Below are 16,131 nucleotides of genomic sequence, written 5' to 3'. Positions count from 1 at the left end.
TTATAATATTTTTGGCAATCCCCAAAGGAAGTACACCAACCTTTCAACCCATTTTAAGGAGTTTTATATTTGGGGCTCCTTACTATAACCAAAAAATAATGGACAAAATCAGAGCCATGGTAACCGGAGTTCAAGGATATGTTCCTGAATACCGTTTAACCAATAAAGAACTTGAAACTCTGGTAGATACCAACGACGAGTGGATTTACACAAGAACAGGCATTAAAGAGAGAAGAATCCTTAAAGGTGAAAACCAGGGTACTTCTGTCATGGCAGTAGAAGCAATCAAAGGTTTGCTGGAAAAAACCCAAACCGACCCTCTTGATATAGATTTGATCATTTGCGCTACCGTTACTCCTGATATGCCTTTCCCGGCAACAGCCAATATCATTGCCGACAAAGTCGGGGCAAAAAACAGTTTTAGCTTTGATATTTCAGCCGCTTGTTCCGGTTTCCTGTATGCCATGCAAGTAGGAAGTCAGTTTATCCAAACTGGTCAACATAAAAAAGTAATCGTGGTAGGGGCTGATAAAATGTCCTCTATAGTGAATTACGAAGACAGAACTACCTGTATTCTTTTTGGTGATGGTGCTGGAGCTATTTTACTGGAGCCGACTACTGATGAACTTGGAATAATGGATGCTTTGCTTCACGCTGATGGATCGGGAGCTCCGTACCTCAATATGAAAGCAGGAGGAAGTATGAAACCTGCCACCCATGAAACTGTAGACGCAAGAGAGCATTTTGCAGCCCAAGAAGGGTCTACGGTGTTCAAATTTGCAGTAACAAACATGGCTGATGTCAGTGCAGAAGTGATGGAGAGAAATAACCTTACCAGTGATGATGTTGCATGGTTGGTACCCCACCAGGCCAACAAGCGAATCATTGATGCAACCTCCAGCAGAATGGGCATCGGATCTGACAAAGTGATGATGAACATAGAAAAGTATGGCAACACTACTGCTGCAACCCTTCCACTGTGTCTTTGGGACTACGAAAGCCAATTGAAAAAAGGAGACAATTTAATTCTTGCTGCATTTGGCGGTGGTTTTACCTGGGGTGCACTTTATTTGAAATGGGCTTACGACCCTAAGTAAATTGATTAATTAATATAATAATTGAATATATGGCTAGTACTGCAGATTTTAAAAATGGGCTTTGCCTGGTGATGAACAATGAGATTTATTCCATTGTTGATTTCCAACACGTAAAACCTGGAAAAGGTGCTGCTTTTGTGAGAACAAAATTGAAAGGATTGACCAATGGCAAAACCTTGGATAAGACTTTTAATGCTGGTGAAAAAGTAGAAACTGCAAGAGTTGAAAAAAGACCTCATCAATTCTTATATAAGGATGATATGGGGTACCATTTTATGGACACCAACACCTTCGAGCAAATTCCTATTGAAGAGAAATTGATCGAAAGACCAGATTTATTGAAGGACGGACAAATGGTTGATATCCTTGTTCATGATGAAACTGAAACTCCTATTTCTGTGGAATTACCTCCATTCGTGGAATTAATGATTACTTATACAGAGCCAGGAATTAAAGGAGATACTGCAACCAATGCACTAAAACCGGCTACTCTGGAAACTGGAGCAACTGTAATGGTTCCTTTGTTTGTAGAACAGGATATCATGATTAAAGTGGATACCAGAGATGGATCTTATTCTGAAAGAGTAAAATAATTAACTTAGCTGAAATCAATACTGATTGAATTCAGCTATTTTTATTTAAACCCAATTCTGAACTGTCTAAGGACATTCTTTAAAAAACGAGACTATGAAACCTAAAGAGATTCAAGAGCTAATCGATTATATCTCAAATTCAGGCTTAGCTGAAGTAAAAATTAAAACGGATGAGTTTGAGTTGTCTATTAAAAAAGATTCATCCAATGTACGTGTAGTCGAGGCTGCTCCAGCACCTGCACCTGTGGCTGCTGCGCCTACGCCGGCTCCTGCTGCTGCACCGGCTCCTGCTGCTCCAGCTCCAGCTCCTGCAGAAAACTCTAATTTAGTTGAAATAAAATCGCCCATGATTGGTACATTTTATTTGACTCCTAATCCAGATTCACCTGCTTTTGTCAATGTGGGTGACACTGTAAAGCCTGGACAAACAGTTTGTATTATCGAAGCAATGAAACTTTTCAATGAAATTGAATCTGAAGTTTCAGGAAAAATTGTAAAAATCTTGGTTACTAATTCTACTCCGGTAGAGTATGATCAACCTTTATTCCTAGTAGATCCTGCTGGTTAATAATTTTTCCAACTAAACTATAAAACCGTGTTTAACAAGATACTTATCGCCAATAGAGGTGAAATAGCATTACGAGTGATCCGAACTTGCAAGGAAATGGGGATCAAAACGGTTGCTGTTTATTCTACTGCTGACAAAGACAGTCTTCATGTAAGATTTGCTGACGAAGCGGTTTGCATAGGCCCTGCTCCTAGTCGGGATTCTTATTTGAACATACCAAGAATCATTGCTGCTGCAGAAATCACCAATGCAGATGCCATTCATCCAGGCTATGGATTCCTTTCGGAAAATGCTGAGTTTTCCAGAATTTGTGAAGAATATGGCATTAAGTTCATCGGTGCCAGCCCTGAAATGATTGGCAAAATGGGTGACAAGGCAACTGCTAAAGCCACCATGAGAGAAGCAGGGGTACCAACTGTTCCAGGATCTGAAGGACTATTGGATTCCATAGAGCAAGGAATCAAGCTTGCAAATGAAATGGGTTACCCAGTAATTCTGAAAGCTACTGCCGGTGGTGGTGGAAGAGGAATGAGAATCGTCAAAGAAGAAAGCGGATTTAAAAAAGCTTGGGATGATGCAAGAATGGAATCAGGTGCTGCCTTCGGAAATGACGGTCTTTACTTGGAAAAATTCGTAGAAGAACCAAGACATATTGAAATTCAGGTGATCGGTGATAAAAATGGAAGAGCTTGTCACCTTTCCGAAAGAGATTGTTCAATTCAAAGAAGGCATCAAAAACTGGTAGAAGAAACTCCTTCTCCATTTATTACTGATGAATTACGGAAAGCCATGGGTGAAGCGGCGATCAAAGGAGCCGAAGCAATTGGTTATGAAGGAGCTGGAACCATCGAATTTTTGGTGGACAAAAACCGCAACTTCTACTTCATGGAGATGAACACCAGGATTCAAGTAGAACACCCAATTACTGAAGAAGTAACTGATTTTGATTTGATCAAAGAACAAATCAAGGTGGCTGCTGGAGACGTCATCAGTGGCAAAAACTACATTCCTAAACTTTATGCCATGGAATGTAGAATCAATGCAGAAGATCCTGCAAATGGATTCAGACCTAGCCCGGGTAGAATCCAAAACTTACATATCCCTGGAGGCCGAGGCGTAAGAGTGGATTCACATGTATATGCTGGATATGTAATCCCTCCTAACTATGATTCCATGATTGCAAAACTTATTGTAAGCGGTCAGTCCAGAGAAGAGGTAATTGTAAGGATGAAAAGAGCTTTGGAGGAATTTGTCATCGATGGCATTAAAACCACCATCCCATTCCACTTGGCCCTATTGGAAGACCCTGAGTTCAAAGCAGGTAATTTTACCACTAAATTCCTGGAAACATTTGATTTCTCTGTGATTAAAAAATAATCCAACCTTATACCAATTAAAAAGCTGTCCTGTAAATGGGCAGCTTTTTTTATTTTCAACAATGAACAAAGAGCGATTAAAAACCGTGTGTATTTAAATGTCTCAAGGCCACCAACAAAAAAGTTCCTGGTATTGCAATAAAAACTGCAAAAGTAAGCCAACCATTGACCTCTTTTACTTTGAGGACAGATATATCAGAAATTGGAATTCCTGATTCAAAAGGGACTCTTATCCTTAAACTATTTTTCCGAGTAAAAGATCCTTGAATTGAATCATTTCTGATTTCTTTAAAAGTAATTTCATAAGCAGTACTATCCGTGGTTAAAACAGACAAATGATCGCCCTCAGATAATCGCGAAAGTTGTCTTGGTTCAAAATACTTGCTCCTTTCTTCTACGGGTAGATTTGGCTTGATCCAATCTACCTTCTGATACGTTTTACATGAGGTTCCAACTAAAAACACCAACAAAAATATCCCAATTGGGCTCCTAACAAAAAATTGTCCAAATCGAGATTCCTTCATATTAGTTGTCATCTAAATAATCTTCTAGATCAGATACAGCTTGGTGAACTATCACTCCCCAATAAATAACCAAAGACATCACTGGCACCCCAATACCTACTCCCAAAGTTGTCCCCAAATTAAATTTTCTAACTCTTAACTCTTCTATTTCCGAAAATGCAATCCTTCTGGAGCTCGGAAATTCAAAAGTTTGATTTTCAAACTTCCAAAATAATCCTTGAATGGAATCATTTACCGATTCAGAATAGATCAAATAGTATTTTTTAGAATTACTGGCTATCACCATTAAGCTATCTCCTTCTTTGATTCTTGAAATCTGTCTAGGTTCAAAAAACACACTCCTTTCTTCTTTTTGAAGCTTGGGTTTGATCCAATCAATATTCTGATACGTCTTGCAATTAGAAAAGCAAAACACCAAAAGAATGAACATACAATATTTTGAAAATATAGGCCGCATATTTTTCCTTTGAATAAAGCTCGAAAAATGTCTCAAATACCTGAAATTTCTAGATTTGATATTTTTGTAATTCTTACTAAAAACAGGTTTTTTATTAGGCAAAAACACTAATTTCCAATACATTAGACAATAAAAAAATGGATTCAATTAATCTTTTTTTTATTAAAAATCATCGGACTTTTATAAAAATTTTTTATAACTTAATGCCGTTAAACTATCCCAAATGACCTTTAAGAAGTTACATATTTTGGCCTTATTGCCGGTTTTCGCAGTGTTTTTTTCCTGTCAGGAAAAGAATAAGGAGACTAACTCTTTGGCTAAAATTGATCAAGTCAGTTACAATTTCCATATCCGTCCCATCCTTTCAGATAAGTGTTTTGCTTGCCACGGCCCCGATGCAAACAAAAGGGAGGCAGATTTACGATTGGATACAGAAGAAGGAGCGTTTGCAGCTTTAAAAGAAAGCCCGGGCAAATTCGCTCTTGTTTCAGGAAAAATTGAAGAATCCGAAGTGTATCACCGGATCACTTCTGAAGATCCAGGTGAACTGATGCCTCCTCCAGAGTCTAACCTAGCATTGACTGAAAATGAAATTGCGCTCATTAAAAAATGGATTGAACAAGGAGCTCAATACGAACCACATTGGGCCTTTACAAGGGCAGAAAAACCTGTAGTTCCAGAAGAAACTGAATGGGCCAACAATGAAATAGACCAATTCATTTACCATAAATTGCTCGAGAAAGGGTTGGACCCGAATCCTAAGGCAGAACCCTTTGAATTGATCAAAAGAGCAAGTTTGGATCTGACAGGTTTACCTCCTAGCCCAGAAATATTGGATCGTTTTAAGGATTTTTCAGGGGAGTATACTTACGAAGATTTAATAGATGGACTCTTATCCGATCCTTCCTATGGGGAAAAACTTGCCGTACTTTGGATGGATATTTCCAGATATGCAGATAGTTATGGGTACCAAGATGATAATATTCGAACCCAATGGCCTTATCGGGATTGGGTGATCCATGCATTCAATGAAAACCTTCCCTATGATGATTTTATCACTTGGCAACTAGCCGGTGATCTATTGCCCAATGCCAACAAGGAACAAATTCTTGCAACGGCATTTAACCGAAATCATAAATACACCGAAGAAGGTGGCGTAATCGACGAGGAGTATAGAATAGAATACGTGTTAGATAAAACCAATACCTTCAGTAAGGGGATTTTAGGGATTACCATGGAATGTGCCCAATGCCATGACCATAAATACGACCCTTTCTCACAGAAGGATTATTACGAGTTTTTTGCCTTCTTCAACAATACTCCTGAAAAGGGATATGAAGGGGATGTTTCGGTTTCCAAACCTGCCAAAACTCCTATTTTATGGATGGATCATGAGGACCTTTCTGGGATCATGGACTTTATTAATTACCAAGACACCTCAAAACTTAGTGTTTCTGTGATGGGTGAATTGGAAGGAGAGGAAAAAAGAACCACTTATATTTTGGATAGAGGAGTTTATGATGCTCCATCCCTTCCAGTTTCTGCCTCTACTCCCTCCTCAATACTGGAATTTCCTGAGGATTTAGAGGCCAATAGACTTGGATTGGCAAAATGGACCGTAAATCGAGACAATCCTTTGACTGCCAGAGTTTTTGTCAATCTTATTTGGCAAGAAATCTTTGGGACGGGAATCGTAAAATCTGCCGGTGATTTTGGAATGCAAGGGGATTTACCAAGTCACCCTGAACTGCTCGACTGGTTGGCGGTGGACTTTATGGAAAATGGTTGGGATATCAAGCGGTTACTCAAACAAATTTTAAGTTCTGCCACCTATCAGCAATCTGCTGAAATCACAAAAGAACATTTAGCCGTTGACCCTGAAAACATCTATTTGGCTCGGGCTCCAAGACTACGGCTTACTGCAGAAAATATTCAAGATTTGGTGTTGGCAAGTAGCGGCCTCTTGCATCAGGAACTCGGAGGACCAAGCGTCAAACCATACCAACCTGAGGGTGTATGGGAAGCAGCATCTTCCGGAAGAGGTGTCTTGGCAACCTATGTCCAAGATACCGGTAAGAGCCTTTATAGAAGAGGCCTTTACAACTTTATCAAACTAACTGTTCCTCCTCCAAAAGCGATCATTTTTGATGCAAGTAATCGAGACCAATGCGAGGTGGGAAGAGGAAGGACCAATACTCCATTACAAGCCTTGGTGATGCTCAATGACCCAATGGTTTTGGAGGCATCGAGAGTACTTGCGATGAATCTTGGAACTCAATTTAACGAGGACTCAGAGGCCATAGAACATGCCTTTAAAAGAATCCTCTGTAGAGAGATGAAACCCGAGGAACAGGATTTATTGGAAGCTTATTTTGAAGATCAATTGGAGCGATTTGAGAATAACAAAGACCAGATAAAACCCACCTTGGAAGTTGGGGAATATCCTATTGACCCAAGTCAGGAAACCGCTAGAAATGCTGCCTTAATGCAAGTGATAGTCAGCTTATATAATTTGGAAGAAACGATTACAAAGATTTAAGATGGAAAAGGAACTATTAGAGCAAGGATTAAATCTTAATAGAAGAAAATTTTTGTCCAAGTTAAGCTTGGGAGTAGGAAGTGCGGCATTAGGATCACTTCTGATACCGGATTTATTCAAAGGAGGAAGTCCTGACGAGGAGGCAATTATGGCTGCCCTCCCCATTTTGCACCAAAAGCAAAACGGGTTATTTATTTATTCCAAAATGGGGCTCCTAGCCAATTGGAATCTTTTGACTACAAACCACTTCTAAACAAAAATATGGGTCAGGAACTTCCTGAGTCCATTCGGAAAGGGCAACGATTGACAGGAATGACCGCTGGGCAAAGTTCTTTCCCTTTAGTCGGTTCTTATTTCAAATTCAATCAATACGGTGAATCCAGGGCCTGGATTTCTGAAATATTCCCCCATACAGCAAGTGTGGTAGATGATATTTGTATCGTCAAATCCATGCATACCGAAGCCATCAACCACGATCCCGCTCTGACCTTTTTTCAAACTGGAGCTCAGGTAGGGAATAGACCTAGTATGGGCTCTTGGTTGAGCTATGGATTAGGAAGTGAAAATAGCAATCTACCCGCCTTTTGTGTACTACTTAGTAGAGGAAAAGGAAATGGTCAAGGAGTATATTCTAAACTTTGGAGTAATGGATTTTTAGATGCCACTCATCAGGGGTCCAATTTTCAAATTCAGAAGATCCTGTATTGTATTTAAAAGACCCCAAATCCATGTCCCGAGATGAGCGTAGAAAAATGCTCGATCAAATCTCTGCCATGAATGATTTAAGTTATAGAGAATTTAACGATCCTGCCATCAGTGCGAAAATCCAACAGTATGAGATGGCGTTCAGAATGCAAACAGCCGTACCTGAAATGACAGATGTTTCCAAAGAACCTGACAGCATCATTAAAATGTACGGGCCAGATTGCTTAGTCCGGGTACCTACGCAGCCAACTGTCTTTTGGCAAGAAAACTATCCGAAAGTGGCGTTCGGTTTGTACAATTATATCATCAAGGCTGGGACCAACATGGGGACTTACCAGACCAAATGGCCATGCAGGCCAAAGATGTAGACCAGGCTTCAGCTGCACTCATCAAGGATCTCAAGCAACGTGGTTTGTTAGATGAAACACTGGTGATCTGGGGAGGTGAATTTGGAAGAACCAATTATTGCCAAGGTAAAATACAGCCAAACAATTATGGCAGGGACCATCACCCTAGGGCCTTTTCCATCTGGATGGCTGGCGGCGGAGTTAAGTCAGGAATGGTATATGGGGAAACGGATGAATTTGGTTATAACATTACGGAAAACCCCGTTCATGTACATGACTTTCAAGCTACCATGCTCCATTTAATGGGGATAGACCATGAAAGGCTTACTTACAAACACTTGGGAAGGAGATATCGATTGACGGATGTTTCTGGAAAGGTTGTCAAAGATTTACTTGCCTAAACCCATATGCTTCAAACAAAACGATTTCAACAACTACTCGAAAACGCTCTTTTCGTTTGGTTAGGGTTGGCATTGATATTATCAATTGCAGGCACCCATTTATTGATTCCCGACTGGCTTCAGGTAATTGGAAGAGCTCATCCGCTTTTACTCCACTTTCCCATTGTTTTGATCCTGATGGGTATCGTGTTTTCTGGATTCCCAATATAAAAGAGGAAGTCAAAAAAGTCGGGACTTATTGCTTGTTAATAGGTAGTAATTTTGCAGGCATTACAGTAATCGCGGGTCTCATTCTAGCACAAGAAGATTATGAAGGCGCTGAACTCAACTGGCACCAATGGATGGGTATTGCTGCTTATATCCTTTCAGTATTTATCTATTTTCTGAGCCAAAAGAAAGGTCCAATTTTCAAACCGCTTTCTTTCTTATTAGCGGGAACAGTGGTGCTGACGGGACATTTTGGAGCCAATTTAACTCATGGTAGTGATTTCCTCCTGGCCCCTATCAAAACTGACGAAGTCCCTCAAGTTCAATTAGCGGATGCCCAAGTCTTTAGGGACATGGTTCAGCCCATATTGGAGGCCAAATGTCAAAGCTGTCATAAAGAAGGAAAAATAAAAGGAGAACTACGCTTGGATCATCTGGAGGGGATTCAAAAAGGTGGAAAATCCGGCCCATTCATATTACCCGGTGACGTGAATGAATCCATGTTGACCCAACGAATTCACCTTCCCAAAGAGGAAGAAGAGCATATGCCTCCTAAAAACAAGGAACAACTTACTGAGGAAGAGATTGAAATTCTTACAGCCTGGGTACTTCATGGAGCTGATTTTGATAAAAAAGTAGTGGAATTAGCTCCAGAAAACGAGCTATTTGTCTTTGCTTCAGAAAAATTCAGTAATACAAAAACTTATTCCTTCAAAGCAGCAGACCCTGAACTGATTGGGGAACTCAATAACTTTTTCAGGAAAGTAAATCCAATTTATCCAGAATCCCCGGCATTGGAAGTATCCTATTTTGGAATTTCAGCATTTGATCCAGAATCACTCTTAGATTTAAAAAAGGTAAAAGAACAAGTGGTAAAGCTCAACTTGAATAAAATGCCTTTGGAAAATGTAGACTTTTCATTTTTAAGTGACTTCAAAAACCTTGAAGAAATCCAATTGAATTTCGCGGACATTTCCAATTCACAAATCGAAAGTCTGACAAAGGCAGAAAACCTTCAAAGTTTAGCCATCTCCGGGAACCGTGTGGGAGATGAAGTCATTCCTAGTTTGTTGAAATTCAAAAACTTGAGAAGCATTTATGCTTGGCAAACAGATTTTAGCGAAGATGGGAAAAGGCAGTTGATGGATCAGTTAAAGGATGTCTCCATCGATTTTGGTTTTGATGCAACAGGCCTTGTGTATGAATTGAATGCTCCCAAATTGGTATTTGATGAAGTCCTATTTCAGGATAGCACTTTGCTGGAAATCAAACATCCTATAGGAACAGTCGACATTCGATATTCCTTAGATGGTTCCGAGCCTGATAGTATCCAAAGTCCAAAATATACCGAACCGCTTTGGATCAGCAATACCTCAAAAATTTCAGCAAGAGTATTTGCCAATGACTGGAAAGGAAGTGACACGGAAAGTATCCTCCTCTTCAAATCTGGAGTTCATCCATCAGAAATCGTATTGTTGAAGAACCCTGAAAAAAATATAGCGCAAATGGTGGGGCGACTTTAAAAGATCAAATCAAAGGAAAAAACAACCATACTACAGGAGAATGGCTCGGGTATCAGGATAATCCTGCAGATTTTGTGGTCAAATTTCCAAATGACAAAAAGATTTCTAGAATTGTTCTAAGTCTTCTTTATAACGAAAGTGCCTATATATTTCCTCCAAGCTTGGCAGAAATATGGGTAAAAAAAGGAGACAATTGGACGTTAGTAGAAAAGGAGGTTCCCACTCAAAGCGAAGAAATTAAGTTACCTAGATTAGAAGCTCTTGCTTTTGACCTTCCAAAAGAATCATTTGAAGAAATCCGAGTAAGGCTCACCCCTATTTCAAGGCTTCCTAAATGGCATCCAGGGGCAGGAGAAAAAGGTTGGGTGTTCATTGATGAGGTATTATTGGAAGAATAAAATCAAAAAAAGGCATCTCCTCCAGTTTCAAAAAAACGAAACCCCCAGCTATTTACTGGGGGTTTCGTTTTTATAACTCGGGTCCTTTTTATCGAGAAGCTATTTTATAGCTGATTCCATTGATGGTAATGGTTCCTGAAGATCTTGGAGCACCTCGGGTAGCATGTACAATTCCTGCCATGATTCCTGCTGACATAGAGGTTCCAGACATGATTTGATAGGCATTCTGCCCATTTTGATTTGGCCAAGCTGAAAAGATATTTGCTCCTGGCACAAAATAATCAACGCCAGAACCAAAGTTAGATGCCGCATACTTTCCTCCTAAAGCACCACAGCTGAAATCCAACGCTCCTACTGTAAAGATATTAGGTCCATTGATGCATCCTGGTAAATTTTGAGTGGCATTTCCATTGTTATTACCTGCAGACATTACCACAAACATTCCGCTATCAGCAATTGTCATAATAGCCGATGTTAATGCTGGGTTAGAGGTAGCACAGTTAGATACATCAAAACTACCCAAACTCATTAATACCACATCACCAGGTTGACCAAAGTTTGCAATATGATCCAGAGCTAAAAGGATCTTAGCCCAGCTACTTACTCCATTATTATCAAACACTTTAATTGGGATGATTTCTGCTCCTGAAGATACTCCAGTTGCAGATAAGCTTCCTGAACCTTTACCTGCAGCCAAACCAGCAACATGCGTTCCGTGTCCCAAAATATCATTAAATGGTTGACTATCTACAAAGCTTGTTGCAAGTCTGGAAGATTGATTTACATTCAAATCTCTATGGTTGGCATCCACTCCTGTATCTACCACCCAAATACTTTCTTTTCGGTTATTACTATCGGTTGAACCATTCACTAGGGCGATGGCACAACTAGCTTTATTTCCTTCATCATACAGCCAGGAAGATTCTATATCGTTTGACTGCATGATAGGCCTACCTTGCATAATTGGTCTACCCTGAGAATCAGGAGTGCTTTGCATAATCGGTCTACCTTGAATCTCAATGTCTTCGTCTACGCTTTCTACTTGTGGATCATTTAATAGACTCTCTCGCTCTTGGTCTGTCAAGGGTGCAACAAAGCCTACTTTTAGGTCAAAAAATTGGTTTTTCACATTTCTGATTCCTTTCCTATTAAGGAATTCCTGAAGCCTTATTTTTTTCTGATTTCTCTTGTCTTTGTTTAAATCAGATTGCCTGATTCTATCCGAATTGGTTGCGCGGTTTTCAAAAACTGGAACTTCAAAAGAAGCTTTCATCGTCACCACATAGGTTTTTTGACAATAACCTGTTAGGCAAATCATAAAAAATAGTAATGAAATCAATAACTTTTTCATAAGGTAGATGTTAAAACAATACAAAATCGGCTCCATTGAGTAATGCCAAAATACTCTTTTTATTGTTCAAAATACATTTTTATGGTAAATAAATTAGTGTACCTTGAATAATATCAAGAATCAGAATAAATTGATTGACAAATTCTGATTTGATTCAACAGAAATTGATATTTATGAAACTATCTAAAGAATGTTTTAAAAAATCTTTTAACAAGCCCATATAAATCACGTATTATTATTTCAAATACCACTTTATTTCGCTTAGTTTAATTAGCTGGGAAAAAGCAAACTGAAAAGCCCCCGACTTCTATAATTTTTTATGGATCAAGTTTTAAATAGGAAACATTCAATCGTCTACTTTTCTGATATTGTCGGATACACCCTTTTGATGGGGCAAGATGAAGATCATGCCTTCGAATTAATGAAGCAAAATTTGGTTCTTCACTCAGAGGTCTTCGAAAAGCATGGGGGTAAAATCATCAAAGAATTAGGTGATGGGATTTTGGCAATTTTTGAAAATGCTGAGGAAGCATTAGAAGCCAGTCTGGAAATACACAAAGAATGGAGTAAATCAAGTGAACTAGAACTTAGAATTGGTCTTCATTGCGGAGGTATTATCCTTGACCATGGAGACGTCTATGGAGATGCAGTCAATATTGCGTCCAGAATTCAAAGCATTGGGGTACCCTCCTGCGTTTTATTCTCCTCAGATGTATTGGCCAACCTCCCGGAACAAAACAAATTTACCCATGTTAATTTAGGCTTATTCCGACTAAAAAATGTCGCGAAAGAACTGGAGCTCCATGCGTTGACAAATCCACCTTTGGCAACCCCAAAAAGGGCGGATATGATTAAGAAGGTAAAGATTCAAGAGCGGGAACCCTGGAAATTCTGGGTAGCCTTGGCCTCTACCCTCACCATTCTTTTATTTTTAATTTATTCCCTATTGTGGAATAATTATACCTGGGAAAAAGAAAAGTCAGTGGCGGTTTTGCCATTTACGAACGTAGACCCCCGAACCCCTGAGGATGTTTTTTCCAAAGATATTACCCAAGAAATCATCAGTCAGGTTTCGGAAATAAATGACATAAAAGTCATCTCCTACCAATCTATTGAAAACATTACCAATCCCAATTTGGATTTAGACTCTCTCGCAAAAAAGCTAGAAGTAACCACCATTTTAAAGGGATCCATCCAATATTTAGGAGATAACACCAAGGTAAATGTTCAGTTGATAGATGTAGAGGAAAATAAGAATTTATGGACGGATTCATTTTCCAGAACAGGTGAAAATCTTCTTCAAATTCAAAGTGTCATCGCTAAGGAAATTTCGAGAGTCTTAGGTATTTCACTTTCAGCAAGGGAAGAAGCCGAAATAGGGAAAGTATTGACTTCAAGCCCTGATGCCTATGAATGGTTTTTAAAAGCAAAAGAACAATACTCGCAATACAAATTAGAAAACTTTGAAATGGCTGCTGATTACTATAAAAAAGCCATCGAAATTGATCCTAATTTTACCATGGCTTATGCTGGATTAGCAGACACCTATGCACAATACCCTGCATTCGGAAAAGACAAATCTTGGTATGACTCCAGTTTTGCAGTTAGTGAAATAGGACTACAGATAGAGCCTAACTCAGCAGAATTATATAAAAACAGAGGGAATTTATATTATTATTTAGGACAGATTAGAAATGCAAAACGTTCATTTGAAGCTGCTATTTCAATCAAACCAAATTACAGTGAGGCAATTGGGAATTTAGCTACCATAAATTTTAGCCAAGGGAATCTTGAAAAGGCATTGATTGGTCAAATAAAATCGGCCTCATTAAACCCATTGAACCCTATTTCATTCCAAATGGCTGGATGGACCTATAAAATTTTAGGCAACTTCACTGAAGCTAAAAAATGGTTAATGAAAGCGATTAATGTTTCAAATGATCCTTCCTCTTTCAGCTTATTGGCCTCCGTTTACATTGATGAAAACAACATTAATGAAGCTAAAAAGCTGATTGCACAAACCCTTACGGGATCTCCGAATTATGCGAATTATGAATCAGCCGGATTCATATCATTTTTTTCAAAAGATTTCGACAATGCAAAAATTTTCTATGAAAAATCCATCAACTCCTATGATCATTTTTATAATGACCATTACTATATAGTTCCAATCAATTATTCATTTCTTTTATTACGAGATGGTGAAAATCAAGCTGCTGACAGTTTATTGACTAATGCCATATCGATAAGGGAAAAGGCCTTAAAAAATGGGGAGGAAGATAATAACATCATGATTGAACTTGCATCAGCAATGGCGGTAAAAAAACAAAACTTGAGAGCATTGGAATATTTACAAAAAGCATATGACTTAGGTTGGAGGGATTTATTCTTCGTCGAAGACAACCCCATATTTTTTCATTTAAAGGGCGACTCAACTTACAACAAAATTATCAGCCAGGTAAAATCAGCCATCGAGCGAGAAAACACCTCATTGAAAGCAGCTACTTTAGATAGAACACGCTAATTATTGGTTATTGCGCTTTAGCAATCGAATAGGTGTTGCTGGATGGAGGCCCAACAATTTTATCAGTATCATCCGGAAGTCCCCGTTAGCATGGATGATTCCCGCTACCATTGCAGTGGACATGGAAGTTCCAGAAAGAACAGCATATAGATTATGGGGAAAAGTTGAAAACATAAACTCTCCTGGTGCAACAAAATCAATTGAAGGAATCCCTCGGCTTGAAAAAACAGAAAATGAGGAATTGTAGTCACCCGTCGTAAAATCATAGGTAGTTTTAATGGACCCAACAGTCATCACCATATCATTGAAATCAAAACATCCTGGAAAAAATCCTTCTGAACTTTCCCCGGTATTTCCAGATGCCATAACTACATATACACCATTCGAAGCTAGAATTTCAATTTGATTCAATAAATACCTTTTATTATTCGTACTGCTGGTAGGCATAGGCAAACACTTATTTGGGTTAGCATTTCCAGGTAACTTATCACCAAAACTCATTGAAATTATATCTCCAGGGCTTGATTTTAAAATGACGTGCTCCATTGCATCCAATACTTTTGACCAAACCCCTTCTCCGTACCAATTGATTACTTTTACTGAAACGATTGGAGCCCCAGGTGAAACCCCATTCATTCCCAAAACATTCGGATCTGACTGATGATGTGCTAAACCTGCTGCGATACCGGCACAGTGGGTCCCATGTCCCAAAATATCCATCAATGGGTTTGTTTCAGTATCTACAAAAGATTTTGAATATTCAGGATCCGTGATCACATTTAGATCTTGGTGATTCCCATCTACTCCAGTATCTACAATCCAAATTTTGTTAGTTGTATTTCCAACTTTCCCCTCTGGATTTACGAACTCTACATTGGTACTTGAATGCTTGATGGAATCGTATTGCCATTCCTCTTGCATCTTTGGCCTGATATTTTGCTCTACGGGCCCTTCCCCTTGCATTTTAGGCCTAATGTTTTGGATAGTAAAATCATTCTGAGCTGATTTTACCTTAGGATCATTTAGAATTTGCAATGCCTGTTCTTCTGTAATTTCACTGACTCTTGCCGCAGAAAAGCTTAGCACAAAAACATCCTCAGGAGTAATTTTTAGGTTAAAGGTTTCTGAAAAAAAATTCATTATTTCTCCCTTCTTCAGACCAATAAGATCTGGGGTAATTTCAATTTCCGATAATTTTAAGGAATTCTCAGGTATAATTGGTCGGAAGTGGTCCTCATCCAAATAAAACAAGTAGCTTCCTTCTATATATTGTGAAACATCCACTCCAATGGGATTTAGAGTATTCTCTACCTCAAAACCCTGAGTAATCTTTGGATCTTTTTGGCATGATCCTACTATTAGAAAAAGGGAAAACAATAAAAATGAATACCATCTCATAACAACAAAAATTTAACCTATTAAAAATCAACTCATTAAAAGTATTTTAAGTTAAAAAAATCAACGTTATTTAAAAATAATCCTATTTAAATATCACAATTACAAGTATTTAAACAGCATTTT

12 protein-coding genes and 1 pseudogene are annotated in these 16,131 nt (G+C 38.8%); 9 read left to right on the top strand and 4 right to left on the bottom strand.

Annotated features, from left to right (window positions below):
* Positions 1–98 precede the first annotated feature (98 nt).
* The 4 genes from V8V91_RS27335 (at position 99) to accC (ending at position 3,635) form a co-directional block, all read left to right on the top strand.
* Entirely contained in the window at positions 99–1,097 is a 999-nt protein-coding gene (locus tag V8V91_RS27335) for a beta-ketoacyl-ACP synthase III (RefSeq protein ID WP_373398141.1), read from the top strand.
* A gap of 29 nt (positions 1,098–1,126) precedes the next feature.
* Positions 1,127–1,690, top strand: a complete 564-nt coding sequence (efp, locus tag V8V91_RS27330) for an elongation factor P (protein ID WP_373398140.1) — start codon at positions 1,127–1,129, stop codon at positions 1,688–1,690.
* Between the two features lie 94 nt (positions 1,691–1,784).
* Positions 1,785–2,258 carry an acetyl-CoA carboxylase biotin carboxyl carrier protein gene (gene accB, locus V8V91_RS27325; RefSeq protein ID WP_373398139.1) on the top strand — a complete coding sequence of 158 codons (474 nt, stop codon included), beginning with the start codon at positions 1,785–1,787 and terminating at the stop codon, positions 2,256–2,258.
* Positions 2,259–2,285: 27 nt separating this feature from the next.
* Positions 2,286–3,635, top strand: coding sequence for an acetyl-CoA carboxylase biotin carboxylase subunit (gene accC / locus V8V91_RS27320; RefSeq protein ID WP_373398138.1), 1,350 nt, complete (start codon positions 2,286–2,288; stop codon positions 3,633–3,635).
* Between the two features lie 76 nt (positions 3,636–3,711).
* Here accC and V8V91_RS27315 read toward each other — a convergent pair whose 3' ends face one another.
* Both V8V91_RS27315 and V8V91_RS27310 read right to left on the bottom strand, forming a co-directional pair.
* Positions 3,712–4,158 (bottom strand): hypothetical protein, encoded by a 447-nt coding sequence (locus V8V91_RS27315; RefSeq protein ID WP_373398137.1) that lies wholly within the window; start codon positions 4,156–4,158, stop codon positions 3,712–3,714.
* 1 nt (position 4,159) lies between these two features.
* Positions 4,160–4,495, bottom strand: a complete 336-nt coding sequence (locus V8V91_RS27310; protein ID WP_373398136.1) for a hypothetical protein — start codon at positions 4,493–4,495, stop codon at positions 4,160–4,162.
* A gap of 343 nt (positions 4,496–4,838) precedes the next feature.
* Between V8V91_RS27310 and V8V91_RS27305 the strand changes: the two genes are divergently transcribed.
* The 4 genes and pseudogenes from V8V91_RS27305 (at position 4,839) to V8V91_RS27290 (ending at position 10,735) form a co-directional block, all read left to right on the top strand.
* Entirely contained in the window at positions 4,839–7,154 is a 2,316-nt protein-coding gene (locus V8V91_RS27305) for a PSD1 and planctomycete cytochrome C domain-containing protein (protein WP_373398135.1), read from the top strand.
* A gap of 1 nt (position 7,155) precedes the next feature.
* Positions 7,156–8,607, top strand: a pseudogene (locus V8V91_RS27300) (DUF1501 domain-containing protein).
* A 56-nt stretch (positions 8,608–8,663) separates the two neighbouring features.
* Complete coding sequence (locus V8V91_RS27295; RefSeq protein WP_373398134.1) at positions 8,664–10,337, top strand: c-type cytochrome domain-containing protein; 1,674 nt, start codon at positions 8,664–8,666, stop codon at positions 10,335–10,337.
* 74 nt (positions 10,338–10,411) lie between these two features.
* A complete protein-coding gene (locus V8V91_RS27290) occupies positions 10,412–10,735 on the top strand; it encodes a hypothetical protein (RefSeq protein WP_373398133.1) in 324 nt (107 codons plus the stop codon).
* An 88-nt stretch (positions 10,736–10,823) separates the two neighbouring features.
* Here the strand turns inward: V8V91_RS27290 and V8V91_RS27285 are convergent, their stop codons facing one another.
* A complete protein-coding gene (locus tag V8V91_RS27285) occupies positions 10,824–12,086 on the bottom strand; it encodes a S8 family serine peptidase (RefSeq protein WP_373398132.1) in 1,263 nt (420 codons plus the stop codon).
* 319 nt (positions 12,087–12,405) lie between these two features.
* Here V8V91_RS27285 and V8V91_RS27280 point away from each other — a divergent pair, with 319 nt between their 5' ends.
* The gene (locus V8V91_RS27280) at positions 12,406–14,610 is read left to right on the top strand and encodes an adenylate/guanylate cyclase domain-containing protein (protein WP_373398131.1); all 2,205 of its coding nucleotides are present in this window, start codon (positions 12,406–12,408) and stop codon (positions 14,608–14,610) included.
* On the opposite strand, the gene V8V91_RS27275 is transcribed toward V8V91_RS27280, so the two are convergent.
* Positions 14,611–15,894: a S8 family serine peptidase gene (locus tag V8V91_RS27275; RefSeq protein ID WP_373398130.1), complete on the bottom strand. Its 1,284-nt coding sequence runs from the start codon at positions 15,892–15,894 to the stop codon at positions 14,611–14,613. It lies immediately after the preceding gene.
* Positions 15,895–16,131 lie beyond the last annotated feature (237 nt).

Origin of the sequence: Algoriphagus halophilus (assembly GCF_041729275.1) — a bacterium.
Classification (GTDB): Bacteria; Bacteroidota; Bacteroidia; order Cytophagales; family Cyclobacteriaceae; genus Algoriphagus; species Algoriphagus halophilus_A.
Note: the sequence above shows the minus strand (reverse complement) of the source record. Positions and strands in the feature narration are given on the sequence as shown.